We start from the raw sequence: 24,828 nt of genomic DNA, 5'->3' as shown, positions 1-24,828 counted from the left end.
AGCAAGCGGCCCCACGCCTCGATAATGGAAAAGCCATTATCCTCCCAAATGGATAGTATGTTCCGACGAGAACATGCGGGCGGCCGACTATTGATTGTCGTTTGCAAGGTCATTGCGCGCTCATTTCGATGTCAATCTTGCAATACAGGACGCACGCTGGGGATCGCCGCTTGAGAGCGACCCGAAACCTTTTCAGGATTTCAGCCGCTCGCGTCCGAGAAGCCGGGCGACCGCCCCCCGCAGGGCCATCGGCGCCACCGGCTTGTGCAGCAGCGGATAGCCGGACAGCCGCGCCTCGCGCAGGCGCATCGGGTCGGTGTCGCCGGTCAGGATCAGGCCGGGCAGCGTGGCGTCGAGCGCCTTGCCGATCTGACGGATGGCGACGATCCCGTTCATCGCCCCCTTCAACCGCAGGTCGGAGATGACGAGGTCGGGCGGCTGCGGGCCGGGGCCCAGCCGCTCCAGCGCGGCATCCACCGAGTCCGCGGCGACGACCGCGCAGCCCCATTGGCCGAGCAGCGCGCCCAGCGCCTCCAGCACCATCGGATCGTCCTCGATGACCAGCACGCGGGCGCGGCTAACATCCTCGCCGGGCTCCGTGACGATGACCCCGGCCGGGCCGGGGGGCTCCGCGGCGGCCGGCGGGTCGTCCGCGCCGTCCGCCGCCCGCGGCACCAGCACCGCCAGCATGGTGCCGCGGCTGGGCGCCGAGTCCACCTCGATCCGGTGCCCCAGCCGCCGCGCCAGACCGCAGGCAAGACGCAACCCGAGGTCGATCACCGACGGGTCTCCCGCCCCGTCCGGGCGCCGGATCTCCTCCCGCAGGGCGAGAAGCTGGTCCGGCTGCAGGCCGCGGCCGGTGGACCACAGCTCGATCCGCAGATCCGGCCCCCGGCGCCGGCAGCCGAGCACCACCCTCCCCCGCTCCGTGTGGCGCAGGGTGCTGGCGACGAATCCCTGGAGAATCCGCTCCAGAAGCGAGGCGTCGGTGGCCACCCGCACCGAGCAGGGCAGCACCGAGAAGCGCAGACCCCGCCCGTCGAGGCGGGGTGCTGCGTCCAGCGCCATCCGCGTCAGGATGCCGTTGACCACGGGGGCGCCGATGTCCGGCTGCACCAGACCGGCCTCCAGCCGCACCAGATCGAAATGCCCGTCGACCATGCCGCGCAGCGACTGGACGGCGTTGCCCATGGCGTTCAGCAGGTCGCGCGCCGCCGGATCGTTGAGGGCGCCGGCGCGTCCCGTGGCGCCCTTGCCGCCGTGAGCCCCGGCCCCGTCGAGCCGCCCCTCCAAGGCCCCCAGCAACAGCGACAGGGCGGCCAGCGGCTGGCGCAGGTCGTGGCTGGCCGCGGCGAACAGGCGGCCCGACAGGTCGGCGCCCGCCGCGGTCCCGCCGCCGGAGGGTCCGCCGCCCGCGGTTTCGTCGCCGGTGGCGCGGCGGACGAACCCGCCGCCGCTGAGCGGCCAGTCGGTGACGGTGTGGCCGGGGGGCAATCCGCGGAACAGCGGCGCCAGCGCCTCCGGCAGCGCTCCCTGGACCAGAAGGCGGTCGGCATCGGCCAGCGCCTCCGCCGCCTCGTTCCAGCCGGTCAGCCGGTCGTCGGCGTCGAAGACCAGGACCGCGCCGTGCCGTCCCGCCCCATGCGGATAAGCTCCATCGCTCGTCACGGGCGGCGTCCCCCACTGCGTGCACGCGGATTGCCGGCGACCGGAAGTGGTCCCGTGCGAACAGGCTACGGATGCGGCGCCAAGGATCAAGCCCACCGTTCGTCCGATCACCGACAGGACTATTCGGCCCGGCTTCGGGCACGGCGCCCGGCACAGCCTCAGCGGCCGCTGGCCATGCGAACAATTCAACGTGCTTTTATATAAAAGTCAAGAAAAGGCCATGAGCATCACTCCGGGCACCGTAGTAACGACGGGATCTGTCGCAATTTGTCGGTTGCATGCTTCTCAAAATTTTTCGACTATGCGACCAATGGATGCCGTGATCGAAACCCCTTTCCGCGACCGACAACCGGAGGCGGCAACGCCGGCTGGCGCGGATTCTGCTGTGCTGTTGGACGGCGGCGATCCCGACGGGAACGGTTCGGCCAACCGTGCACAGGGGAACGATGCACGGGGCGACGATGCCCTGCTGGGCGCGGCGATGGCGGCGCTCGCCGACGGCATCGGCGTTCTGGCCGCGGTCCGTGACGACACCGGCGCCATCCGTGATTTCGAGTGGCTGACGGCCAACCGCGCCGCGGAGCGGCTGTTCGGGCATCCTCTGGCCGGGCGCCGGCTGCGCGCCGATGATCTCCAGGACGGCGAAGGGGCCGGCCTGTTCGCCGGTCTCACCGATTGCCTGACGGAAAAGCAGACCGTGCGCCGCCTGGTGATCGCCCCCGGCGGCGCGCGCTGGCGGATCGCCGCCACCCCGCTCGACCCTGCTTCCGTCGGCTCCGGCCGCGCGGCGCCGACCGTCTGCGTGTCCCTCGTGGAGCTTGGCGCCGAGGTTCCCGTCGTTCCGGAATCGCACCGCGCCCACCGGGCCAAGGCGGAATTCCTGGCGCACATGAGTCATGAGCTGCGCACCCCGCTGAACGCGGTGCTGGGCTTCTCCGAGGTGCTGCTGGCCGAGACCTTCGGCCCGCTCGGCTCCCCCCGCTACCGCAGCTACGCCGCGGACATCCACGCCAGCGGCACGCATCTCCTGTCGCTGATCGACGGCATCCTGGACCTCTCGCAGAGCGAGACCGCCCGGACGGACATGCAGGAGGAGGCCATCAACGTGGCCGACGCCGCCCGTCAGGCGCTCGCCCAGATGGGCGACAAGGCGGCGGCCCGCGGCGTCGACATCGGCGAGGATCTGTCCGCCGAGCTGCCCCTGCTCTACGGCGACGCGCGGGCGCTTCAGCGGATGCTGACCAACCTGCTGTCGAACGCGGTGAAGTTCACCCCCTCGGGCGGGCAGGTGATGGTGTCGGCCAGCCCCATGCCGGACGGCGGGATCGGGCTGATGGTGGCCGACACCGGCGCCGGCATCGCCGAGGACGAGTTGGCCCGCGTCCTGGAACCCTTCGGCCGCGCCGACATGGCCGTGCCGCGCGGCGCCGCCGGGGCGGGCATCGGCCTGCCCGTGGTCAAGCGGCTGATGGAGATGCACGGCGGGCGGCTCGACCTCTACAGCGAGCCCGGCGCCGGCACGACGGCCATCCTGATGTTCCCGCCGCGGCGCAGCCTGCCGCACACCCACACCGGCGCCCGCGCCTGACCCTTTCGCGCGGCCCACGTTCGGCAGAAGTCCCTTGGCAAAGCCGCCAAGCCGGGTCATTGTGCCCCTTCGTTCCTGAACTGTTCCGTTTCAAATGGTCGATATCCTGTTGCAGGGCGACGAGCCGCCGATGCCGGCGGGCGGCGCCGTCCCGATCTTCCGCGGGGTGCGCCGGGCGCTGGCCGCGCGCGGCTTCGTCAGCATGGCGGAGTTCCGGCTGGCCAGCGGGCGCCGCGCCGACGTCCTGGCGATGGATGGCGCCGGCACCGTCGTCATCGTCGAGGTGAAGAGCTGCGTGGCCGATTTCCGGGCCGACCAGAAATGGCCGGAGTACCGGGACTGGTGCGACGCCTTCTACTTCGCCGTGGACGATGCCTTCCCATCCGAGCTGATTCCCGACGACTGCGGCCTGATGGTCGCCGATGCCTACGGCGCGGAGATCCTGCGCGCGGCGCCGGAGCACCGGCTCGCCCCGGCGCGGCGCAAGGCGCTGACCCTGCGCGCCGCGCTGACCGGGGCCGGGCGCCTGCACCGGATCGAGGACCCGTCCTGGACCCAGGACACCTCGCCGGTGTGACGCCCCCGGCCCGGCCGCCCCACCCAACCGAAGCGCCATGGCAAAGCCTCGCCAAGCCGGTGTACTCTGCGCCATGAACGGGAACGGGCGGCCGGACATGCACGCACAGGACGCCGGGCCAGCCGCCGCGGCGCGAACGCACCATCGGGACGGCGGCCCGCGCATGGAATCCCCCAAAACCGGCACCGCCTGGGCAAGCGGCTTCGGAATCGGCGCCGGCGGGATCGGCGCGCTCGTCCTGGCCGCTCTGCTGGCCGGCGCCGGTGCCGGCGGCTCCGTCTGGCTCGCCCTGGCCGAGATGGACGCGCGCGCCCGCGGCCAGGCCACCCGCAGCCTGGACGAGGCGCTCGACCTGATGCGCGTCGCGGAGTTGGCCGCCGGCCTGTCCTCCAACGCGGCCGAGCTGGAATCGGCGCGCACCGCCCAGCACCGGCTGACCGCCCACAACGCCTTGCGCCAGCGCACCCAGCAGCTCGGCGCCACGCTGGACACCCTGCCGCGGGAGTGGCGCGCCGAGCTGCGCTTCGCCACCCAGTCCATCCGCGCCGAAGCGGACGAGCTGAACGCCGCCGTCGAGCGCCGCCTGACCGTGCAGCGCGACCTTCAGGACCTCACCGAGCAGGTGACGGCGCGCAGCGAGGCTCTGGCCGCGGCGCTCGCCGCCGCGCACGCGCCGCCGGACGGCGCCCCCCTGCGCCGGATCGACGATTCACGGCAGGCGGTGGCCCTCCGGCTGCTCGCCGCTGGGACGGCGACGGCTCCGGCCTCGGCCGCGCGGGACGATTTCCGCAAAGCCGCCGGGGCTCTGTTCGACGCACTGGCCAATCTGCCGATCGACGGCGCGAGCCCACGCCGCGCCGATGCGGCGCGCCAGCTCGTTGCGCTGGGCATGGACGAGCAGAACCTCTTCGACCTGCGGCAGGAGCAGGAGGCGCTGACCGCCAAGGCGGCGGGGATCGCCGCGCTGTTGCGCGGCACCGCCGCGGACCTCGTCCAGCGGACCGGGCACGGCGCGCTGGCCCTGCGTGACGGGTTGCGGGACGGAACGCGGGAGGGAGTGAACGCATCCCCACGCCGGGTGGAGGCGGAGCTGTCGGCCGCCGCCCCGGTCGGGGTCGGGCTGCTCACCGGACTGGCGATCCTCGCGACCGGCCTGGGCGTGGCGCGGACCCGCGCCCCCCGCGCGCCCCATCCCCCGGCGGAACGGACCGGCGAGTCGCCCGGCAAGCGGACGCTGCGCATCCTGCTGGCGGAGGACGAGCCGGTCAGCCAGCAGGCCGCGGCCATGCTGCTGCGCCGCGCCGGCCACGCGGTGACGCTGGCGGGCGACGGGCGGGCCGCCGTGGCGGCGGTGGAGCGGGAGCGCTACGACCTCGTCCTGATGGACATGCAGATGCCGGAAATGGACGGGGTCGAGGCGACCCGCCGCATCCGCGCCCTTCCCCAAGGCGCCGGAACCGGGGCGGCGGGGCTGCGCATCGTCGCCTTGACCGCCTCCGCCGTCCCCGGCGCGGCGGAGCGCTGCCGGGCGGCGGGGGCCGACGCCGTCCTGGAGAAGCCGCTGCGCCTGCCCGCCCTGACGGCCCTGCTGGACCGCTTGTCCGGCGCCACCGGCACGCCCCCCACCGTCATCGAACACCCGCCGTCGGAGCATGACTCCGGCCCGCCGGTGTTCGATGACGAGGCCATCCGCCAGATGCGCGAGCATCTGCCGGCGGAACGGGTGGCCACGCTGGTGGCCAACACCCTCGTCACGCTGCGCGGCTACCACGCCGCGCTGGAGCAGGCCTGGAACGCCGGGGACCGGGCGACCGCCGGGGCCATGGCCCACAAGATCGCCGGGGTGGCCGGAATTTACGGCTGCGTGGCCCTGCGGAGCGCCGCAAGGGCGCTCGAAGCCACGCTGGACGCTGGCGGGGGCGGGCGCGAGGGCGAAGACGACCCCGACGCCCGGCGCCGCGCGCTGGACGACGCCGTCCCGCCGGCGCTCGCCGCGCTGGAGCGGTGGAGCGACGGCGGCTAACGCACCGCCACCGGCTGGCCCGGCCCCTGGCCCTGCGGAATGTCCGACCGCCCGGCTCCCAGATCCTTCTGCATCATGACCACGTCCAGCCAGCGCCCGAACTTCAGCCCCACGGCCTCGACGACGCCGCAGGTGCGGAAGCCCAGAGCGGCGTGCAGCCCGATGGAGCCGGTGTTCTCCGATCCGCCGACCAGCGCCACCATCTGCCGGTAGCCCTGCGCCACGCAGCGGTCGATCAACGCCTGCAGCAGCAGGCGCCCGAGGCCCCGGCCGCGCGCCTCCTCGGCGATGTAGACGGAATCCTGGATGGTGAAGCGGTAGGCGGAGCGGACGTGGTAGGCGCTGCCGTAGGCGTAGCCCAGAACCACCCCGTCGCGCTCGGCGACCAGCCAAGGCAACCCGGCGCCGGTGATGGCGCGGAAGCGCGTCTCCAGTTCGGCCGCGTCGGGCGGCTCCTCCTCGAAGGTGCCGACGCCATAGAGGACATGGTGCTCGTAGATCCGCTGGAAAGCGGGGACATCCTCGATGCGGGCGTCGCGGACGGTGGGGGCGCTGGTCATGGCGGGACGGGTCCGACGGGTAAGGGGTGGACGGCCATCCTGCCGCACGCATTTTGCTGTCGCAACCGTGCCACCCAGCCGATATGTACAGAACTGGAACGCGCTGTGTGCAACAGGGCTTTTCAGGGCAGGTTTTTTCAGGGCAAGGGATTGGAAGCGATGAAGATCAACGGCCGGACGGTGCTCGTCTGCGATTGCGCCCACAGCATGGCGCTCGACGGCAAGGCGTTGGCCAGGGCCTGCGGGGCCGCGGCGGGGGCGGAGGGCGAGCTGTCGGTCGCCACCCAGCTCTGCCGCACCCAGCTCGACCGCTTCGAGGCGCGCGTGGCGGAGGGCGCCCCGCTGCTCGTCGCCTGCAACCAGGAGGCCCCGCTGTTCGCGGAGATCGCCGCCCAGGACAATCCTGACGCCACCTTGGCCTTCACCAACATCCGCGAGCGCGCCGGCTGGTCGGACGAGGGCGCGCTGGCGGGACCGAAGATCGCCGCCCTGCTGGCCGAGGCGGCCATGGACATCCCGCCGACCGGCACCATCACCCTGGCGTCGGAAGGCACCGCGCTGGTCTACGGCACCGACGAGCGCGCCATCGAGGTCGCCCGGCAGCTCTCCGGCAGCCTGGACGTCACCGTTCTGCTGAAATCCCCCAAGGACGTCGCCCCGCCGCGCGTCATGGACGTGCCGGTCTTCAAGGGCACCATCCGCGCCGCCAAGGGCTGGCTCGGCAATTTCGAGATCGTGGTGGACGACTACGCCCCGGCTCTTCCGGCCTCGCGCGCCGTGCTGGGCTTCGAACAGCCGCGGCACGGCGCCGCCTCGCGCTGCGACGTCATCGTGGACCTGACCGGCGGTGCGCCGCTGTTCCCCGCGCACGGCAAGCGCGACGGCTACCTGCGCCCCGACCCGGACAGCCCGGCCGCCGTCGCCAAGGCGGTGTTCGAGGCCGCCGATCTGATCGGCGAGTTTGAGAAGCCGCGCTACATCGACTTCAAGGCCGACCTCTGCGCCCATTCGCGCAGCCGCAAGACCGGCTGCACCCGCTGCCTGGAGGTCTGCCCGACCGGCGCCATCACGCCGAACGGCGACCATGTGGCGATCGACCCGCACATCTGCGCCGGCTGCGGCTCCTGCGCCTCGGTCTGCCCGACCGGGGCCAGCACCTACGCCCTGCCGCCGCTCCAGACGGTCTACGAGCGGCTGCGCACGCTGCTCTCCTCCTACGCCAAGGCCGGCGGGACGGAGCCGGTCCTGCTCGTCCACGACCCACGGCACGGCGATGAGATGATCTCGCTGATCGCGCGCCACGGGCGCGGCCTGCCGGCGCGCGTGCTGCCCTTCGCGGTGAACGAGGTGACGCAGCTCGGCTTCGACGTGTTCGCGGCGGCGCTGGCCTATGGTGCTGCGCGGGTGCGCGTTCTGGTCGGGCCGGGCAACGCCGGCGAGACCGCCGGGCTGGCCAGCCAGATCGGTCTGGCCGAGACGGCGATCGCGGGCCTGGGCTACGGCTCGGGCCGGGTGTCGATCATCGACGCCCAGGACCCCGACGCGGTCGCCGCCGAGCTGTGGGACCTGCCGCGCCAGGGCGCTCCGGCTCCCGGCACCTTCCTGCCGATGGGCGGCAAGCGCACCGTCACCATGCTGGCGCTGCGCCATCTGCACAAGGTCGCGCCGGAGCCGATCGAGGTGCTGCCGCTGCCGCCGGGCGCGCCCTTTGGGCGGGTGCAGGTGATGACGGAGGGCTGCACGCTCTGCCTGTCCTGCGTCGGCGCCTGCCCGACCGGGGCGCTGCTCGACAACGCCGACAAACCGATGCTGTCCTTCTCGCAGGACGCCTGCGTGCAGTGCGGCCTGTGCAAGACGACCTGTCCGGAGAAGGTCATCGCTCTGGTCCCGGAGATCGACTTCCGCGACAGCGCCCGCGGCGCCAAGGTGCTGAAGGAGGAGGAGCCCTTCTGCTGCGTCAAGTGCGGCAAGCCCTTCGCCACCAAGTCCTCGATCGACAAGATCGTCGCGGTGCTGGCCGGGCGGCACGCCATGTTCGCCACGCCGGAGGCCGCCGACCGCATGCGCATGTGCGGTGACTGTCGCGTCGTCGACCAGTTCGAGCGGGGCGACTCGCCCTTCGCCCTGGGCGCGCCCCGGGCGCCGCGCACCACCGAGGACTATCTGCGCGAGCGCGAGCAGGCCCAGAACGGCAAGGGCGGCGGCCCGGATGGCGGCAGCGTCCACTGACCGGCCGGACGCCTCGCACCGAGCGGCGCCGCGACTTGATCCCCGTCAAGCTCCGGCGTCGCGTGGCGTGGTTTCCTGCCCCCGAAATTCCAGGTGGCGAAAAAGCCGCAACGCAAACCTATATATCAGAACCGGATTCGGGGTCATAATCGCGATCCGGACCGCATGACACGGACCCCCCTGGGGAGAAGCCTGACGATGACGACCGTTCCGCCGACCGCCGCCGCCCCGCTCGTCGATCCGTTCGGGCGCACCGTCAGCTATCTGCGCGTGTCCGTCACCGACCGCTGCGACCTCCGCTGCGTCTACTGCATGGCGGAGGACATGAGCTTCCTGCCCAAGGCGGAGGTGCTGACGCTGGAGGAGATCGACCGCGTCTGCTCGGCCTTCGTCAAGCTGGGCACCCGCAAGCTGCGGCTGACCGGCGGCGAGCCGCTGGTCCGCAAGGGCATCCACGAGCTGATCCACAGCCTGGGCCGCCACGTGAAGGCCGGCGACCTGGACGAGCTGACGCTGACCACCAACGGCAACATGCTGTTCAAGTACGCCGGGGATCTGGCGGAGGCCGGCGTGCGCCGGATCAACGTGTCGCTCGACACGCTGGACCCCCACAAGTTCCAGGCGATCACCCGCTGGGGCCGGCTGGACAAGGTTCTGGGCGGGCTCCAGGCCGCCAAGGAGGCGGGGCTCCAGGTCAAGATCAACACGGTCGCGCTGAAGGGCGTGAATGACGACGAGTTTCACCGGCTGGTCGGCTGGTGTGGCGAGCAGGGCTTCGATCTGACCTTCATCGAGGTCATGCCGATGGGCGAGATCGGCGACGAGGCGCGGCTCGACCAGTATCTGCCGCTCAGCCTCGTCCGGGCGGAGCTGGCCAAGCGCTGGACCCTGGACGAGATCGACTACCGCACCGGCGGCCCGGCCCGCTATGTGCGGGTGGCGGAGACCGGCGGGCGCATCGGCTTCATCACGCCGCTGACCCACAATTTCTGCGAAAGCTGCAACCGCGTGCGGCTGACCTGCACCGGCACCCTCTACATGTGCCTGGGCCAGGAGGACGCCGCCGACCTGCGCACCCCGCTTCGCCTCAGCGACGACGACGGGCTGCTGGTCCAGACGGTGCGCGACGCCATCGCCCGCAAGCCCAAGGGCCACGACTTCATCATCGACCGCCGCCACCAGGGCCCGGCGGTCCCCCGCCACATGAGCGTGACCGGCGGATGATCCGCCCGCAGCCGAGCGCCCTCGCCCCTCTGGGGAGAGGGAGGGGACCCACGCCGCAGGCGTGGGGTGGGTGAAGGGGTTGCACGTGGTGGTGCGTTCGGCAAAAGCTCACCCCCTTCACCCTGACCTTCTCCCGGGGCGGGAGAGGGACATGAAGTGCGACGGCCCCGCCCGTCGACCGAAGCGGCCTTCTGCAACCGGGCACTCTGCGCTATGGTCCCCGTGACATGACCGAAACCGCCGCCAAGCTGCCCGCCGATCCGACCCTGGACCCGCTGGCGCCCGATCCCCGCAAGCCCGCCGACCTCCGCATCGCCTTCTGCGCGGCGAACACGGAAGAGGCGATGCGGGCGCGCACCCGGCTGGTCCACCGCTACGGCAACGCGCCGCTGGAGGACGCCGACGTCGTGGTGGCGCTGGGCGGCGACGGCTTCCTGTTGGAGACGCTGCACCGCGCGCTGAAGCGCGACGGGCACAACCCGCCGCCGGTCTACGGCATGAACCGCGGTTCGGTCGGCTTCCTGCTGAACGTCTTCCGCGAGGACGAGCTGGCCGAGCGGCTGGCCAGCGCCCAGAGCGTCACGCTGCACCCCCTGCGCATGAGGGCCACCCGCTGCAACGGCGATCAGGTGGAGGCGCTGGGCATCAACGAGGTGTCGATGCTGCGCGAGACGCGGCAGGCCTCGAAGCTGCGCATCACCGTGGACGGCGTCGTCCGCCTGCCGGAGCTGATCTGCGACGGCGTGCTGGTCGCCACCCCCGCCGGAAGCACCGCATACAACCTGTCGGCCCACGGGCCGATCATCCCGCTGGGCGCCGGGGTGCTGGCGCTGACGCCCATCAGCTCCTTCCGGCCGCGGCGCTGGCGCGGTGCGCTGCTGCCGCACAGCTCCAAGATCACCGTGGACATCCTGGAAGAGGTCAAGCGCCCGGTCAGCGCCGTGGCCGATTCGACCGAGGTGCGCGAGGTCATCCGCGTCGATGTGGAAGAAGCGCGCGATGTCGCGCTGACCCTGCTGTTCGACCCGGAACTGAACTTCGAGGAGCGGATCCTCAAGGAGCAGTTCTCGCCGTAACCGCGCCCGTTCCCGGCTGGGACGTTACTCGGCAGCGCGGCGAGCGGTGCTGGCCTGCGCGTGGGCGCAGATGCGCCGGGTCAGCGTGGTCAGGTCGGCCTGGAGCTGGGCGAAACCCTCGTTCCGCTCCAAGGTCTCCTCGTTCATGTAGAGACGCCGGTTGATTTCGAGCTGGAGGGAATGGCGGCCCCGCGCCGGATTGGAATGGCGCGACACCAGCTCGACGCCCTTGAAGGGATGGTTCCGCGCGACCTTGTAGCCAAGCCCGATCAGAACCTTCTCCACCAGGGCGGTGAAGCCCGGCTCGCAGGTGGTGCCGTCGCGGTCGCCCAGTACGAAATCCATGCCCAGCTTGTGCGCCGCCGCCGGCCCGACCGCTGAGGGCATGGAATGGCAGTCGACGTGCCAGACGGCGCCGAAGCGCGCGGCCAGATCGTTCATCACGCTGGCGACCTGGAAATGATAGGGCCGGTAGTAACGGTCGATGCGCTCCGCCACCTCGGCCACCGACAGCCGCCCGTCGTAGAGCGGCATCCCCGGACGGCACAGCGTGCGGATCAGCCCCATGCCCGCGGCGCTCTTCTCCGTCGGGCGCAACGGCTCCGGCCAGCGCCCGTCGAGAAGCCCCGGGTCGATGTCGTCGATGGCCCGGTTCGCGTCGATGTAGGTGCGCGGGAACAGGGCGCAGAGCAGGGTCGCGCCATGCTCCGGCGCGTGGGCGAACAGCTCGTCCACATGGGTGTCCTCGGCCTGCCGCAGGGTGGACAGCGGGCAGACGAAGGCGAAATCGCGCGGGTAGACGGTGCCGCTGTGCGGTGAATCGAAGAACACCGGCAGGCGCGGGACGATCGGATCGTTGCGGACGAGCACGTCCTCGATCACGAAACTCATGGCTGACCCCGGTGTACCAACGGCTCCGACGCGCCAGGGTGCCTGCCCGGATGGCATAGCAGGGCGCTGCGGCGGATGGATTCGGGTATAGACGATGGCCGGGTGCCCGTCGACCAAAAACCGTCATACACCGGTAAGGCAAAGGACATGATCGGCCGGGGAAATGGTGGGGCTGGCGCGGCGCCGGACTCTCCGCCATACTGACCATTCAGCGACAGCGCCCGGCACCGGCCAGACCCGCAAAGGCGATATCCGCTTGACCGAATCCCTGCCACCGATTGAATTGACGCCGCCGGACATCGGCCCCTACCGCCGCGGCAACACCGGCATCGACCACGTCACGACGCTGGAGTCCGGTCGTCCCGGCCCCCACGCCGTCATCGTGTCGCTGATCCACGGCAACGAGATCGGCGGGGCGGTGGCGATGGACCGGCTGTTCCGGCTGGGCGTCCGCCCCACCCGCGGACGGCTGACCCTGGCCTTCGCCAACACCGCCGCCTACCAAGGCTTCGACGCCGAGCGCCCCTACGCTTCCCGCTTCGTCGATGAGGACATGAACCGCGTCTGGTCGCCGGAGGTTCTGGACGGCCCACGCGACAGCGCGGAACTGCGCCGCGCCCGGCAGCTCCGCCCGGTGTTCGACGCCGCGGACGTCATCCTCGATCTGCATTCCATGACGGCGGACACGCCGCCCCTGACGCTGTGCGGGCGGACCGACCGCGCCCGCGCCCTGGCCCTCCGGCTCGGCTATCCGGCCTGGATCGTCGCGGACGAGGGGCACGCGGCGGGGCGGCGGGTGATCGATTACGCGGACTTCGCCGCAGCGGACGGGCGGCGCACCGCCATCCTGGTCGAATGCGGCCAGCACTGGCGGAACGAGACGGCGCTGGTGGCCCTGGAAAGCGCCATGCGTTTCCTGCTCGCCCAGGAGATGATCGCCCCGTCGCTGGCCGACCGCCACATCCGCCGCCACCCCGATCCGCTGCGCACCGTCGAGGTGACCGAAGCGGTGACCGCGGAAACCGACGAGTTCTTCTTCGACCAGCCCTATGTGGGGATGGAGATCATTCCCCGCGCCGGAACGGTCCTCGGCCGCGACGGCGACCGTCCGGTCGTGACGCCCTACGACGACTGCGTGCTGATCATGCCGGCCCGGCGCCCCAAAACCGGGCAGACCGCCGTCCGGCTGGGTCGGATCGTTCCGTGAACCGGACACAGCGGGCGGCATGACCATCGGACCGGGGCTCCGGCCCGTCGCGCTCGCCCTCGCGCTGGGAACGGCGGGGGGCGCGCTGTTCAGCTATTTCCACCTGCCGCTGGCCTGGATGATCGGCGCCATGACCGCCACCACGGTCGCCGCCATGGCCGGCGTCGCGCTGCATGTGCCGAAGCCGCTGCGCAACGCCATGATCATGATCCTCGGCGTGATGCTGGGCAGCGGCTTCACCCCGGACATCCTGGGGCGGCTCGGCGAATGGAGCCTGTCGCTGAGCGCGCTGGCCGTCTATCTCGTGCTGGCGACCACGCTGGGCGTACAGTACCTGCGCCGCGCGGCCCGGCTGGACCCGCCCACATCCTTCTTCACCGCTACCCCCGGCGGGCTGAACGAGATGGTGATGGTCGGCACCCAGATGGGCGGCGACAGCCGGACCATGGCGCTGTCCCACGCGCTGCGGGTGATGCTGGTGGTCCTGGTGATCCCCTTCGCCTTCCAGGCGCTGGGCCTCTACGACCCGTCGCGGCGCGGCACGCTCGGCCCGCCCCTGCTGTCGCTCGCCCCGCTGGACGTGGCGCTGCTGTCCGCCTGCGCGCTGGGCTACCCCCTGGCGAAGCTGCTGCGGATTCCCGCCGCCCAGATCGTCGGGCCAATGCTGCTGTCCGCCGCGATCCACCTCGCCGGCCTGACCGAGGGCAAGCCGCCGGGTGTGCTGGTCGCCGCCGCCCAGGTGGTGATCGGCGCGTCGCTGGGGTGCCGCTTCACCGGGCTGAACATCCGCCGCATCGGGCGCGACGGGCTGACCGCGCTGGGCCTCACCGGGCTGATGCTGCTGGTCACCACGGCGGCGGCCTGGATGGTCGACGAGGCGACGGGGCTGGGGCTGGCCGCGCTGATCCTCGCCTTCGCGCCGGGCGGGCTGGCCGAGATGACGCTGGTCGCGCTGGCGCTGAACATCGACGTGGCGCTGGTCGCCACCCACCACATGGTGCGCATCATCCTGATCGTGACGCTGGCGCCCGGTGTCTACCTGCTGTGGCGCAAGTGGCGGTCCCGCCGCGGCCAAGCCTGACGAGTCGCTGCCGAACCGGCGATCAATCCCGGCCGGCCAATCCGCCGCACGCGCATGTGTGGAGTTTCCATTGTGCCCATCCCGCGCCCCGTGCGAGGTGGAGGCGCGGACGGGTGATGGGTGGCCATCACCCCGCCGCTCAACGAGGAGGCTCGGAGGATGAAGGAAATCCTCGGTCTCCTGATCCTGCTGCTCCAGATCGTCAAGGCGATCCTTGATCTTCTGAACCGGCAGTGATCGGGCCGGGAGGCGGGGGATTACGGCCCCTGCCTCCCAAGCCTGATGATGGCGCCGCGCCCGCCCGATTGCAAGCCATCCGATCATTTCACGGGAGGTTTACCCTTTTCCCACTGGGGGTTCGTGTCGATCAGCGGCACGCTGGAGATGGCCATCTTCGCCGAGGCGTCCTTCACCTGCCGGCTGTAGACGACGTAGATCAGCGTGTCGTTCACCCGATCGTAGATGCGGCGGATGGCGATGGACTTGAAGACCAGGCTCTTGCGCTCGGAAAAGACCTCCTCGCCCTTCTGCGACAGCTCGATGTCGCCGATCACCAGCGGCCCGGTGCGCCGACAGGCGATGGAAGCGTTGGACGGGTCCTCGAACCAGTTCCCCTTGGTCAGCCGGTCGAGCACGCTGCGGTCGAAATCCACCAGATGGCAGGTGATTCCCTTTACCTTCGGATCCTCGATCGCCTGCACCTGAAGCCCGTTGCCGGTCCAGTCGTTGGAGAAACGCCCGACGACGGCGTCCTCGGCCAAAGCAGCGGTGGAGGCGGCCATCGGTGGCAGCACGGATAGCGCCAGGACCATCAGGCCGCGGCGAACGTTTATCGAAGGGAACGGGCTGCGCATCTCGTGGAACTCCGGTCATCGCGAAGCGGGGCCGCGTGGGCGCGGTCCTGGAATACCCCTAAATCGGGCGGGGGTCCGGCGCCGTCAAGCGTCCCCCGGCCCGCTACTCCCGGAGTGCCTGCCCCCGATGAGCGACCGCACGATCGATCCGCCCCTCACCCCGCCGCCGGAGCCGGTGACCGAGCCCCTGCCCCCGGCCCGGAATCCCCGCGACCCGGTGCGGGTGGCCGTGGTGGGTCTGTTCGTCATCGCGCTGCTGTTCACGCTGTATTTCGGGCGCGACGTGCTGCTGCCGATCATGCTGGCGTTGATCCTCAGCCTGCTGCTGCGGCCCTGCGTGCGCGGCCTCTATCGGCTCGGCCTGCCGGAGGCGCTGGGCGCGGCGGTGGTGGTGCTCCTGGTGATGTCCGCCGGGCTGGGGGCCATCTACACGCTGACAACCCCGGCCACCGAATGGGTCAACCGGATGCCCCGCGTGGTCCATGAACTGGAATTCAAGCTGGGCGACATTCGCGAGGGGATCGACCGCGCCCGGGAGGCCTCCCGCCAGATCGAGCAGATGGCCTCCGACCGCAACGGCGCGGCGCGGGAAGTGGTGGTGCGCGGCCCGTCGCTGGCCGAGCAGGTGCTGCACCAGGCGGAGGCGGTGATCGCCAACGTGGTGATCCTTCTGGTGCTTCTCTATTTCTTCCTGGCCCGCGGCCGGCAGAGCCTGGAGGCGCTGATCGGCACGATGCGCGACGTCGACGACCGCGTGCATTACGCCATGGTCGCCGCCACGGTGCAGCAGAACATCGCCGCCTATCTGGCGACCATCACGGTCATCAACATCGGGCTCGGCCTGGCGACGGCGCTGGCGATGTGGCTGTGGGGGGTGCCCAACGCGGCGCTGTGGGGAACGCTCGCCGGCCTCATCAACTACGTCCCCTTCATCGGGCCGGCGGTGATGACGGCGGTTCTGTTCCTGGTCTCGGCGCTCACCTTCGACGGGGGGCTGCACATCTTCGGGCCGCCGCTGACCTTCGTGGCGCTGACGATGATGGAGGGCAACTTCCTGACCCCGATGATCGTCGGGCGGCGGCTGGCGCTGAACCCCATCGCGGTGTTCGTGTCCATCCTGTTCTGGGGCTGGATGTGGGGCATCCCCGGCGCCCTGCTGGCGGTGCCGATCCTGGCGATTCTGAAGATCCTGTTCGACGCGCACGAGCCGCTGAAACCTGTCGGCGCCCTGCTGGGCTGACGCTGCGGCTCTGGCCGGGACGGCGCGGCCGTGGCATGGTCGGAAGGAGGAAACGACCGGATGGGAGATGGGGTGATGGTGGTCAGCGGCCTGACGCTCTTCGTCATCGCGCTCTTGATCTTCGCTCTGGCGCTGGTTCTGCTGGGCGTGCGGACCGTGCCGCAGGGCCAGGAATGGACGGTGGAGCGGTTCGGCCGCTACACCCGCACGCTCCAGCCCGGCCTGCACCTGCTGCTGCCGCTGGTCGACCGCATCGGGCGCAAGCAGAGCATGATGGAGACGGTGCTCGACGTGCCCTCGCAGGAGGTCATCACCCGCGACAACGCCATGGTCACGGCGGACGGCGTCGTCTTCTTCCAGGTGATCGACGCCGCCAAGGCGTCCTACGAGGTCAACAACCTGGAACTGGCGATCCTCAACCTGACCATGACCAACACCCGCACGGTCATGGGCTCGATGGACCTGGACGAGCTGTTGTCGCAGCGCGACCAGATCAACGCCCGCCTGCTCGGCGTGGTGGACGAGGCGACGAGCCCGTGGGGCGTCAAGGTGACGCGCATCGAGATCCGCGACATCCAGCCGCCGCGCGACCTTGTGGACAGCATGGCCCGCCAGATGAAGGCGGAGCGCGACCGCCGCGCCTCCATCCTGGAGGCGGAGGGCCAGCGCCAGGCGGCCATCCTGCGGGCGGAGGGCGCCAAGCAGGCCGCCATCCTCCAGGCCGAGGGCCGGCGCGAGGCCGCCTTCCGCGACGCCGAGGCCCGCGAGCGCTCCGCCCAGGCCGAGGCGGAGGCGACCCGGCTGGTTTCCGACGCCATCGCCGGGGGCAACGTCCAGGCCATCAACTACTTCGTCGCCCAGCGCTACGTCGACGCCCTGACCGCGGTGGCCGCCGCCCCGAACCAGAAGGTGCTGTTCATGCCGCTGGAGGCCGCCAACGTGATCGGCGCCATCGGCGGCATCGCGGAGATCGCCCGCGAAGCCTTCCCGAACCGACCGCAGACTTCCGGAACGGTTTCCGCACCGCCGTCGGCGTCGGCGCCGCGCAGCCCCTGGAATCGTGATGACCGGAATCGTGATGACCGGAATCGGGACGAGCCCAACAGGGGCGATGCGCCGGTGCCGCCGGGGTCGTAGGACGGGGTCGTGGAATTGGGCGCAACTCCAAGGGCGGAGCCGCGATGATCGAGTTCTGGCACTGGTGGGTTCTGGCCGTGCTGCTGGGTGCGCTGGAGACGGTGGCGCCGGGGGCGGCTTTCCTCTGGCTGGGCGGGGCCGCCGCGCTGGTCGGCTTCGTGCTTCTGGTCTGGCCGTCTTTGCCGTGGGAGCATCAGGGGCTGCTGTTCGCCCTGCTCGCCATCGCCGCGCTGGCGGGCACCCGCTTCCTGTCCCGCGGGTCAGCGCATACGACGCACACGCCGCATCTGAACCGCCGGACGGCGCAATACATCGGGACGCTGCACACGCTGGACGGGCCCATCGTCAACGGACGGGGCCGGGCGCAGATCGGCGACGGGCTTTGGACCGTCGAGGGGCCCGACCTCCCCGCCGGAACCCGTGTCCGCATCGTCGGCGCCGAGGGCACTCTGCTGAAGGTGGAGAAGGCCTAGGCGCCAACCGAAGCGGCGAGTCGGGGCTTCGGCCAGATCATGCTGGATTTGCTCGGCGTGGCGCTCCAGGCGCCGCGCCAGAGCGTCCATGCTGCCGTCGCCGGTGGCCGCGGCGCGCTCCGCCGCTTGACGGCTGAAAGCTTCCAGTTCCCGCGCCATCGCGCGGTAATCGGGAGCGCCGCCTCTCGATCCGGATGTCCCGTCCATGGCCCCCGCCATGCTGCATTGCCGCAAATTACACCGGTATGCTGGCACAGCGTGGGCGCGTCTGAAATCGGGCTTACGGCGGGTCCGGCTTCTCTTTCGGCACAGCGGAATCGGTCCTTAGGTCCCTCCGCCTATGCTCTTCAGCAGAGTGGACGAATCAGTCGATCAGCTCGTCCAAGGTCGCCCGGACGACCTGCACGATCTCTCCGCCGTAATGGCTGACGTCGAGGTCGCGGGCGCCGACGATGATGGACAGCTCGCGCTCCGTCGTGGGGGCGAAGCGGGCAATTTCCGGCACCAGCTCGTCCGCCAGGATGGCGTCGCGCGGCAGCCCTTCGCCGGCCGCCCTGCGGTCCCGCCAACCGTTGAGGGCGGCGTTGATCGCGGCCTCGATCTGGAGGGATTCCTCCTTGCGCTTCAGGTCCTTGTAAAGCACGAGGACACGCCAGGCGCCGTCGGCGTAGGCCGTGTCGATGCGCTGCACCTCGACCGTGCGCAGGAAGGAGGACAGGTGCCCCTGCGCCTCGTCCGCGTTCGCGTCGGGGATCATGAAGGTGCGGATTTCAGTGCTCATCCCAGTCCTCGATGCGTGCCTCGTCTTTTGCGCAAGACTACACGAAAGAGCCGCCACCCGGCTACTCCGGCACGATCCCGAGCGCTGCGCCCTTCGTCATAGGAGGTGCCAGCGGAAAACACGCCAGTGGGAAACACAGTGGAAAGCGGCGCGGCGCGCGGGACCCAGCCCCCTCCCGAAGTGTTGGAGTCACCGGACACCGCGCATCGCTGGGCGCATCGCTGGGCGCATCGCTGGGCGCACCGCTGGGAGGGAGCAGAGGGACCATGACCGGGCCTGTTGAACCGCAAAAGCACCGGACGGACCGGACCGGGCCGCAAGCCAAGCCGCGGCGGTTGTGGATCACCCTGCTGGCGGTGATCCCCGCCCTGTTCGCGGCCGGGACGGCGGGGGCCTTCTGGACCGGCTACAGCCTCCACGACCGGCCCTTCGCCTGGTACAACAGCAACCGCATCGCCGCCACGGCGGAGCGGGCGGCGCGGGACCTGTCCCCGACCGTGGTGGTGGCGCTGGGCGACTCGGCGCTGCGCCACGCCACCCTGGACGAGCCGGGCATGGCCGCGCTGGCGGCGAAGCATGGGGTGGAGAGCCTGCATTTCCTGCGCATCGTCCACGACCACGCCCGCATCGAGGATTTCGAGCCGCTGCTCGGCGACGTGCTGAAGCTGAAACCGGCGCTGGTCCTGCTGGACGCCGACCTTTTCTTCGCGGAGCGCAGCGACATCGCCGGCCTGCGCCGCTACGGCGCGCACCTGACCGAGGTGGCGATGCTCGGCCGCTCCTACCTGCCCGACCAGAGCGCCCTGCAATACGCCAAGCCGTGCCACGCCGTCGGCCCGCAGGGCTGGACCGCCACCGCCGCCGACCGCTGGGTGGAGGTCCACGAGGCCGCCGTCCGCATGAACGACGACTCGCCGGCCTTCGAACGGGTGCGCCGCTTCGCCGACCAGGCGCGCGCCGCCGGGGTCGGGATCGCCCTGCTGCTTCCGCCCCGCCCGGCGGCGGTAGAGGAGCGGCTGTACGGCGCCGGCAACGCCTACCGGCCGGCGGCGCTCGACCGGCTGCGCGGGCAGGCCGACCTGCCGCTGTGGCGCTTCCCCGACTCGGCCCGCCTCAAACCGGCCAAGGCGTCAGCCTTCTGCCGCAACGGCATGCTGGGGCCCGAGGGCCGCGATGCCTATTCGGCATGGCTGGCCGGCGGAATCGCCGAACGCCTGTCGCATCCAAGGGTGGAAGAGGCCGCGCTGCAATAAAGTCCGCTCATTCCGGCCGGATGACCCGGTGCCGACACGGCAGCGTCATCAAAGTGCAATTCCCAGGGCCTTAGAATGCGCCCGCGTCCCCGCCGGACCCAGCCCACCGGGCCGGCAGGGGATTGCGCCTCTCTTCGGCCACGGGTGAACCACAGATGAGCGCCGCCATGGATTTCTCCGTCCGCGAGGCCCCGGCCAGCACCGAGATCGTGCTGAGCGGGCGCATGACCTTTGCCGATCACGACACCTTCCGCGACGTCATCGCCACCTTCGAGCGCCCGGCGGGGCACCGGGTGGTCTTCGACCTGTCGCGGCTCGACTTCGTCGATTCCTCCGGCCTCGGCATGTTCATCATCGCCCGCGACACCGCGCAGCGGCGCAACCTGGACTTCGCGATCCGCGGCGCCCGCGACGAGGTGCGGCGCCTGATCACGATCGCCAAGTTCCACACCATGTTCAACATCGCCGACTGACGCGGCGGGAACGGACGCGATGGGCCACGCCCGCGCCATGGCGGCGCCCTCCGGCGCCGACGGGGATCTCCCGCCGCCCGCCACCCGCCCCGGCGCCGGAGCGTCGGTCTACGGGATGGAGCTTGGCATCCCGCTCGGCGGCTGCCGGGTGCTGATCGCCGACGACAGCGCCTTCAACCGCCGGACGCTGAGCCGCTTCCTGCAATGGGCCGGCATCACCCAGGTTGCCTTCGCCGCCTCGGCGGACGAGGTGATGGAGCGGCTGGAGAGCTTCGCCCCCGACCTGCTGCTGCTCGACGCGGCCATGCCGCGGATGGACGGGATCGGCGTCTGCCGAAGCCTGCGCGGCGACCCGCGCTGGCGCGACCTGCCGATCCTGATGCAGAGCGCGCTGCATTCCGACCAGATGAGGACGGTCTGCTTCAGCGCCGGGGCGACCGACCTGATCGCCAAGCCGATCAACCCCGGCGAATGCATCGCCCGCGTGCGCTATCACCTGGAGCGCCGGTCGATGGTGCAGGAACTGCGCGCCTTCCACGAGCGGGTGGAGCGCGACCTGCGGCAGGCCCGCGCCATGCAGCTCGCCCTGGTCCCGGAGGCGGCGGAGCTGGCCGCCCTCGCCGAGCGGAACGGGCTGGCCGTGGAGTCGGTCTTCCGCGCGTCGGACGAGATCGGCGGCGACTTCTGGACGGCCTTCGCGTTCGATGGAAGCCGCGTCGGGATCTTCGCCGCCGACCTGTCGGGCCACGGCATCGCCGCGGCGATCAACGCCTTCCGCCTGCACACGCTGCTCACCCGCACCCCGCCGGAGGAGTTGCGCGACCCCGCCCGCCTGTTGCGCCAACTGAACGGGCGGCTGTGCGAGATCCTGCCGCTGGGCCAGTTCGCCACCGCCTTCTACGGGGTAATCGACCGCGCCGACGACACGCTGCTCTACGCCGCCGCCGCGTCGCCCAGCCCCCTCCTGATGACCAACTTCGGCATCCAGCCGCTGGACGCCTCCGGCCCGCTCCTCGGCGCCTTCCCGGACTCGGCCTACACGAACCGGCGCGTTCCGCTGCGGCGCGGCGACAGCCTGTTCCTCTATTCCGACGGGCTGAGCGAAGCCCGGGACGCTGGCGGCGCCATGCTGGGCGAGGACGGTCTGCTCCGTCTGGCCGAGCGGGCGGCGGCGGAGGTCCCCGACCGCCCCCTGCCCACCCTGATGGCCCGCCACGCCGCGATCCATGGCGAGCATTTGAACGACGACGTGACCGCGCTCTGGATCACCCGCCGCTGACGCGCCGCAGCAATTTATCCATTGGCCCCATACCCTTATTCGCGTTATGGATATTGCTGCGTCGGGCGACGTGTAACAGGAGACGGAACGGATATGGCTTCGATCATGATCAAGAAGGCCGGCGAGGGCCTGATTTCCCAGGCTCACCGCAACGCCGACGTTGGCCCGACCAGCGGCAGCTCGGTCGTCTACGAGATTCTCAACGTGCCGGCGGGCGTGTCGGTGGACGACGTCATCGCCGCCTTCAAGACCTTCAAGCCGGCGGACAAGAAGTACGAGTACGACTACGCCGACCTGTCCAAGTAAGGCGCGTTCTTCGCCCTTCCCGCGGTCCCCGCAAGGGCGGGAACCGCGGGAAACGGCCTTTATCCCTTCTTGGGGAAGCGCTCGATCCAGCGCTCCAGTTCCGCCACATGCTCCGCCTCTTCCGAGGCGAATTCCTCGGCCATCATGCGGACCTCCGGGTCCGTGGTGGAAGCCGCCACGTCGGCGTAGAAGGCGTGCCCGCGCTTTTCGCTGTCGAGCGCCAGTTCCAGCGCGTAATCCACCGTCATCAGATAGTGCGAGCCTTCCATGGAGGCCGCTTCCGGGCTCTCGTCGTCCGGCCACTGGAAGTCTTCCGGGGCGAGCACCGGCACGTCGCGGAAGGCGGAGCGCTTGCGGGCGTCCGCCAGATGCAGGCGCGAGAACTCGGCCATCTTGGCGAAGAAGGCCGCGACGTCCGCGTTGCCGTAGGTCTTCATGGCCTCCGACAGGTCGGCGAAACGGTTGGCGGCGTCCTCCTCCAGCGCGCAGGCGTGGGCGAGGAACAGGGCGGGGTCGTGAATGTTGGCCATCGGGTCCCGGGATCGTTAAGTAACAAATGGTTTGTGGTTATTTGAACCATAACGCCTTGTTGCGAAAGCTTCTCGGATCGCTGGCCGGTTGCGGGCCTCTGCGACACTTTGACACGCCCACAAGGAGCTGCGCTCCTTCCCCGCCAGCTTCGCGGGACGGGAAAGATGAAACCTCTGCAATGATCGCCAAGGAACGCCGCCACACGCTTGACCGGCTTCACTTCCAGGAATAGATCAGCACCAACGTCACCGCATGATTGGCGGGCGTCCGGACGCGCGGTCCGGTCCCGCGCCGAGAAAGCAAGAGATGGACAGCCACAGTCGTCGACCCCGACCAATCTTCGGTACTCTGCCGATCCTGGGTTGACCTTTCGCAGGTTCGCCACGGCCGGCCACGATGCCGACAGCCGCACAGGTGAACCATGGTGACGTCTTCCTTCACCATTCCGATTCCGTTCCGCGCGCCCTTGCCGCCTCCAGCGCCGGGCTGACCGCCATCCTCCCCCTTTGACGCCCACCCGACGCCACACGGGGTCGGGTGCCTGCACACGCCGATTGCGCATGCCGAACGCGGCCGGACTCCGATCCGGCCGCAGGATGGAGGGGCCATGGTCTGGACCCAGACAAGCGTTTCCGTGAAAACGGCGGCCGCCACGCCCAACCGCTGGGACCTCGTGGCCCTGCCGCTGGTCGTCGGCCTGCTCGCCCTGGCCGCCGTCGGCGGTCACCAGATGGCGGCACCCCTGGCGAGCCTCGACGCGCCGGCCGTCTCGCTCGACCCGTGGAACCTGCCGGACTACGCGCTGCGCTCGACGCTGCGCATGCTGGCGGCGATGGCGGCCTCGCTGCTTTTCACCTTCACCTACGCCACGCTGGCAGCCAAGAGCCGCCGGGCCGGCATGGTGCTGATCCCCGTGCTGGACGTGCTGCAGTCGGTGCCGGTGCTCGGCTACATCTCCTTCACCGTGGTCTTCTTCCTGTCGCTGTTCCCCGGCAGCGTGCTGGGCGCCGAATGCGCGGCGATCTTCGCCATCTTCACCAGCCAGGCCTGGAACATGACCTTCAGCGTCTACCAGTCGCTGCGCTCGGTGCCGCGCGACCTGGACGAGGCGGCGACCAGCTTCCGCTTTTCCGGCTGGCAGCGCTTCTGGCGGCTGGAGGCGCCCTTCGCCATGCCGGGGCTGGTCTGGAACATGATGATGTCGATGTCCGGAGGCTGGTTCTTCGTCGTCGCGTCGGAGGCGATCACCGTCGGCGACCGCACCGTCACGCTGCCCGGCATCGGCTCCTATCTGGCCGAGGCCATCGCGCAGAAAAACCTCGGCGCCGTCGGCTGGGCGGTGCTGGCGATGCTGGCGGTCATCCTGCTCTACGACCAGTTCCTGTTCCGCCCGCTGGTCGCCTGGGCCGACAAGTTCCGCGTCGAGCAGACCGGCGCGCAGGAGGCGCCCGAGTCCTGGGTGCTGCGGCTGTTCCAGCGCACCCGCGTCTGCCGCGCGCTGCTGGCGCCGGTCGAGGTCCTGCTCGGCCGGCTGGCGTGGCTGCGCCTGTCGCCGCTTTCCTCTCTCGCCGCCGCCCTGCCCCCGGCTTTGCAGCGCCGGGTTGCCGGCCCGCCCTCCCCCGCGCTCGAACGCACGCTCGACCGGGTGTGGTACGCGGTCGTCGCGGCGGCGGCGCTCGCCCTGGGCTGGACCATGTTGCGGTTCATTGCCGGCGGCGCCGGCTGGGGCGATGTCGGGACCGTGCTGCTGCTCGGGGCGGCGACGCTGCTGCGCGTCATGGTGTTGATCGCCATCGCCTCGCTCGTCTGGGTGCCGCTCGGCGTGCTGATCGGGCTGCGCCCGCGCCTCGCCGAGATGGTCCAACCGCTGGCGCAGTTCCTGGCGGCCTTTCCGGCCAACCTGCTGTTCCCGGTCGCCGTCGTCACCATCCTGCGCTTCGACCTGAACCCGGACGTCTGGCTCAGCCCGCTGATGATCCTGGGCACGCAGTGGTACATCCTGTTCAACGTCATCGCCGGGACGTCCGCCTTCCCCGGCGACCTCAAGGAGGCGGCCTCCAGCTTCCGCATCCGCGGCTGGCAATGGTGGCGCGACGTCATGCTGCCCGGCGTCTTCCCCTACTACCTGACCGGCGCGGTGACCGCGGCCGGCGGTTCGTGGAACGCCAGCATCGTCGCCGAGGCGGTGCGCTGGGGCGATGCCGAGGTCACCGCGCACGGGCTGGGCAGCTACATCGCCCAGGCGACCGCCGCCGGGGACTACCCGCGCATCGTGCTCGGCATCGCCGTGATGTCCCTGTTCGTCACCCTGCTCAACCGGCTGCTCTGGCGTCCGCTCTACGGCTACGCCGAACGCCGCCTGCGCCTTGCCTGACGG

22 protein-coding genes are annotated in these 24,828 nt (G+C 70.7%); 16 read left to right on the top strand and 6 right to left on the bottom strand.

Annotated features, from left to right (window positions below; genetic code table 11):
* Positions 1-192 precede the first annotated feature (192 nt).
* The gene (locus FBZ83_RS05880) at positions 193-1,668 is read right to left on the bottom strand and encodes a hybrid sensor histidine kinase/response regulator (RefSeq protein WP_145681487.1); all 1,476 of its coding nucleotides are present in this window, start codon (positions 1,666-1,668) and stop codon (positions 193-195) included.
* A 385-nt stretch (positions 1,669-2,053) separates the two neighbouring features.
* On the opposite strand from FBZ83_RS05880, the gene FBZ83_RS05875 reads away from it, so the two are divergent.
* The 3 genes from FBZ83_RS05875 (at position 2,054) to FBZ83_RS31810 (ending at position 5,856) form a co-directional block, all read left to right on the top strand.
* Complete coding sequence (locus tag FBZ83_RS05875) at positions 2,054-3,256, top strand: sensor histidine kinase (protein ID WP_247888160.1); 1,203 nt, start codon at positions 2,054-2,056, stop codon at positions 3,254-3,256.
* A gap of 94 nt (positions 3,257-3,350) precedes the next feature.
* Positions 3,351-3,833: an MmcB family DNA repair protein gene (locus FBZ83_RS05870; RefSeq protein WP_145681486.1), complete on the top strand. Its 483-nt coding sequence runs from the start codon at positions 3,351-3,353 to the stop codon at positions 3,831-3,833.
* A gap of 163 nt (positions 3,834-3,996) precedes the next feature.
* Positions 3,997-5,856 (top strand): response regulator, encoded by a 1,860-nt coding sequence (locus FBZ83_RS31810; protein ID WP_247888159.1) that lies wholly within the window; start codon positions 3,997-3,999, stop codon positions 5,854-5,856.
* Here the strand turns inward: FBZ83_RS31810 and FBZ83_RS05860 are convergent.
* Complete coding sequence (locus FBZ83_RS05860; protein ID WP_145681485.1) at positions 5,853-6,416, bottom strand: GNAT family N-acetyltransferase; 564 nt, start codon at positions 6,414-6,416, stop codon at positions 5,853-5,855. The two genes, FBZ83_RS31810 and FBZ83_RS05860, sit on opposite strands and share 4 nt — an antisense overlap.
* Before the next feature lie 159 nt (positions 6,417-6,575).
* Between FBZ83_RS05860 and FBZ83_RS05855 the strand changes: the two genes are divergently transcribed.
* From FBZ83_RS05855 to FBZ83_RS05845, 3 genes are all read left to right on the top strand, one after another.
* A complete protein-coding gene (locus FBZ83_RS05855; RefSeq protein WP_145681484.1) occupies positions 6,576-8,645 on the top strand; it encodes a 4Fe-4S binding protein in 2,070 nt (689 codons plus the stop codon).
* Between the two features lie 198 nt (positions 8,646-8,843).
* On the top strand, positions 8,844-9,869 hold the full coding sequence (gene moaA, locus FBZ83_RS05850; protein ID WP_145681483.1) for a GTP 3',8-cyclase MoaA: 1,026 nt from the start codon (positions 8,844-8,846) through the stop codon (positions 9,867-9,869).
* A gap of 227 nt (positions 9,870-10,096) precedes the next feature.
* Complete coding sequence (locus tag FBZ83_RS05845) at positions 10,097-10,945, top strand: NAD kinase (RefSeq protein WP_145681482.1); 849 nt, start codon at positions 10,097-10,099, stop codon at positions 10,943-10,945.
* Between the two features lie 24 nt (positions 10,946-10,969).
* Here the strand turns inward: FBZ83_RS05845 and FBZ83_RS05840 are convergent, their stop codons facing one another.
* Positions 10,970-11,836, bottom strand: a complete 867-nt coding sequence (locus FBZ83_RS05840) for an N-formylglutamate amidohydrolase (RefSeq protein WP_145681481.1) — start codon at positions 11,834-11,836, stop codon at positions 10,970-10,972.
* A gap of 256 nt (positions 11,837-12,092) precedes the next feature.
* Between FBZ83_RS05840 and FBZ83_RS05835 the strand changes: the two genes are divergently transcribed.
* Both FBZ83_RS05835 and FBZ83_RS05830 read left to right on the top strand, forming a co-directional pair.
* Complete coding sequence (locus FBZ83_RS05835) at positions 12,093-13,043, top strand: succinylglutamate desuccinylase/aspartoacylase domain-containing protein (protein ID WP_247888158.1); 951 nt, start codon at positions 12,093-12,095, stop codon at positions 13,041-13,043.
* 19 nt (positions 13,044-13,062) lie between these two features.
* The gene (locus tag FBZ83_RS05830) at positions 13,063-14,124 is read left to right on the top strand and encodes an AbrB family transcriptional regulator (protein ID WP_145681479.1); all 1,062 of its coding nucleotides are present in this window, start codon (positions 13,063-13,065) and stop codon (positions 14,122-14,124) included.
* 320 nt (positions 14,125-14,444) lie between these two features.
* Here the strand turns inward: FBZ83_RS05830 and FBZ83_RS05825 are convergent, their stop codons facing one another.
* On the bottom strand, positions 14,445-14,918 hold the full coding sequence (locus FBZ83_RS05825; RefSeq protein WP_247888157.1) for a CreA family protein: 474 nt from the start codon (positions 14,916-14,918) through the stop codon (positions 14,445-14,447).
* Between the two features lie 187 nt (positions 14,919-15,105).
* Here FBZ83_RS05825 and FBZ83_RS05820 point away from each other — a divergent pair, with 187 nt between their 5' ends.
* From FBZ83_RS05820 to FBZ83_RS05810, 3 genes are read left to right on the top strand one after another with little or no spacing between them, the layout of a single operon-like run.
* Positions 15,106-16,218, top strand: a complete 1,113-nt coding sequence (locus tag FBZ83_RS05820) for an AI-2E family transporter (protein ID WP_145681477.1) — start codon at positions 15,106-15,108, stop codon at positions 16,216-16,218.
* Between the two features lie 60 nt (positions 16,219-16,278).
* Entirely contained in the window at positions 16,279-17,355 is a 1,077-nt protein-coding gene (locus FBZ83_RS05815; protein WP_145681476.1) for an SPFH domain-containing protein, read from the top strand.
* Positions 17,356-17,399: 44 nt separating this feature from the next.
* Positions 17,400-17,828 carry an NfeD family protein gene (locus FBZ83_RS05810; RefSeq protein ID WP_145681475.1) on the top strand — a complete coding sequence of 143 codons (429 nt, stop codon included), beginning with the start codon at positions 17,400-17,402 and terminating at the stop codon, positions 17,826-17,828.
* Between the two features lie 364 nt (positions 17,829-18,192).
* Here FBZ83_RS05810 and FBZ83_RS05805 read toward each other — a convergent pair whose 3' ends face one another.
* Complete coding sequence (locus FBZ83_RS05805; RefSeq protein ID WP_145681474.1) at positions 18,193-18,609, bottom strand: HRDC domain-containing protein; 417 nt, start codon at positions 18,607-18,609, stop codon at positions 18,193-18,195.
* A 266-nt stretch (positions 18,610-18,875) separates the two neighbouring features.
* On the opposite strand from FBZ83_RS05805, the gene FBZ83_RS05800 reads away from it, so the two are divergent.
* From FBZ83_RS05800 to FBZ83_RS05785, 4 genes are all read left to right on the top strand, one after another.
* The gene (locus tag FBZ83_RS05800; RefSeq protein ID WP_145681473.1) at positions 18,876-19,862 is read left to right on the top strand and encodes a hypothetical protein; all 987 of its coding nucleotides are present in this window, start codon (positions 18,876-18,878) and stop codon (positions 19,860-19,862) included.
* A gap of 155 nt (positions 19,863-20,017) precedes the next feature.
* A complete protein-coding gene (locus FBZ83_RS05795; protein WP_236778167.1) occupies positions 20,018-20,335 on the top strand; it encodes an STAS domain-containing protein in 318 nt (105 codons plus the stop codon).
* 19 nt (positions 20,336-20,354) lie between these two features.
* A complete protein-coding gene (locus FBZ83_RS05790; protein WP_145681472.1) occupies positions 20,355-21,614 on the top strand; it encodes a PP2C family protein-serine/threonine phosphatase in 1,260 nt (419 codons plus the stop codon).
* Between the two features lie 93 nt (positions 21,615-21,707).
* Complete coding sequence (locus FBZ83_RS05785) at positions 21,708-21,920, top strand: hypothetical protein (RefSeq protein WP_014241290.1); 213 nt, start codon at positions 21,708-21,710, stop codon at positions 21,918-21,920.
* A gap of 59 nt (positions 21,921-21,979) precedes the next feature.
* Here FBZ83_RS05785 and FBZ83_RS05780 read toward each other — a convergent pair whose 3' ends face one another.
* Positions 21,980-22,450 carry a ferritin-like domain-containing protein gene (locus FBZ83_RS05780; RefSeq protein WP_014241291.1) on the bottom strand — a complete coding sequence of 157 codons (471 nt, stop codon included), beginning with the start codon at positions 22,448-22,450 and terminating at the stop codon, positions 21,980-21,982.
* 608 nt (positions 22,451-23,058) lie between these two features.
* Between FBZ83_RS05780 and FBZ83_RS05775 the strand changes: the two genes are divergently transcribed.
* Positions 23,059-24,825: an ABC transporter permease gene (locus tag FBZ83_RS05775; protein WP_145681471.1), complete on the top strand. Its 1,767-nt coding sequence runs from the start codon at positions 23,059-23,061 to the stop codon at positions 24,823-24,825.
* The last annotated feature ends 3 nt before the right edge of the window (positions 24,826-24,828 follow it).

Source organism: Azospirillum brasilense, assembly GCF_007827815.1.
Classification (GTDB): Bacteria; Pseudomonadota; Alphaproteobacteria; order Azospirillales; family Azospirillaceae; genus Azospirillum; species Azospirillum brasilense_C.
This window is presented reverse-complemented; position numbering and strand designations above follow the sequence as displayed.

Bases quoted from the DNA above. Each gene is read 5' to 3' on its own strand.
- FBZ83_RS05845 (WP_145681482.1), top strand. From the start codon at position 10,097: ATGACCGAAACCGCCGCCAAGCTGCCCGCCGATCCGACCCTGGACCCG.
- FBZ83_RS05780 (WP_014241291.1), bottom strand. From the start codon at position 22,450: ATGGCCAACATTCACGACCCCGCCCTGTTCCTCGCCCACGCCTGCGCG.
- FBZ83_RS05840 (WP_145681481.1), bottom strand. From the start codon at position 11,836: ATGAGTTTCGTGATCGAGGACGTGCTCGTCCGCAACGATCCGATCGTC.
- moaA (WP_145681483.1), top strand. From the start codon at position 8,844: ATGACGACCGTTCCGCCGACCGCCGCCGCCCCGCTCGTCGATCCGTTC.
- FBZ83_RS05855 (WP_145681484.1), top strand. From the start codon at position 6,576: ATGAAGATCAACGGCCGGACGGTGCTCGTCTGCGATTGCGCCCACAGC.
- FBZ83_RS05860 (WP_145681485.1), bottom strand. From the start codon at position 6,416: ATGACCAGCGCCCCCACCGTCCGCGACGCCCGCATCGAGGATGTCCCC.
- FBZ83_RS05785 (WP_014241290.1), top strand. From the start codon at position 21,708: ATGGCTTCGATCATGATCAAGAAGGCCGGCGAGGGCCTGATTTCCCAG.
- FBZ83_RS05810 (WP_145681475.1), top strand. From the start codon at position 17,400: ATGATCGAGTTCTGGCACTGGTGGGTTCTGGCCGTGCTGCTGGGTGCG.
- FBZ83_RS05870 (WP_145681486.1), top strand. From the start codon at position 3,351: ATGGTCGATATCCTGTTGCAGGGCGACGAGCCGCCGATGCCGGCGGGC.
- FBZ83_RS05775 (WP_145681471.1), top strand. From the start codon at position 23,059: ATGGTCTGGACCCAGACAAGCGTTTCCGTGAAAACGGCGGCCGCCACG.
- FBZ83_RS31810 (WP_247888159.1), top strand. From the start codon at position 3,997: ATGGAATCCCCCAAAACCGGCACCGCCTGGGCAAGCGGCTTCGGAATC.
- FBZ83_RS05820 (WP_145681477.1), top strand. From the start codon at position 15,106: ATGAGCGACCGCACGATCGATCCGCCCCTCACCCCGCCGCCGGAGCCG.
- FBZ83_RS05790 (WP_145681472.1), top strand. From the start codon at position 20,355: ATGGGCCACGCCCGCGCCATGGCGGCGCCCTCCGGCGCCGACGGGGAT.
- FBZ83_RS05795 (WP_236778167.1), top strand. From the start codon at position 20,018: ATGAGCGCCGCCATGGATTTCTCCGTCCGCGAGGCCCCGGCCAGCACC.
- FBZ83_RS05805 (WP_145681474.1), bottom strand. From the start codon at position 18,609: ATGAGCACTGAAATCCGCACCTTCATGATCCCCGACGCGAACGCGGAC.
- FBZ83_RS05800 (WP_145681473.1), top strand. From the start codon at position 18,876: ATGACCGGGCCTGTTGAACCGCAAAAGCACCGGACGGACCGGACCGGG.
- FBZ83_RS05815 (WP_145681476.1), top strand. From the start codon at position 16,279: ATGGGAGATGGGGTGATGGTGGTCAGCGGCCTGACGCTCTTCGTCATC.
- FBZ83_RS05830 (WP_145681479.1), top strand. From the start codon at position 13,063: ATGACCATCGGACCGGGGCTCCGGCCCGTCGCGCTCGCCCTCGCGCTG.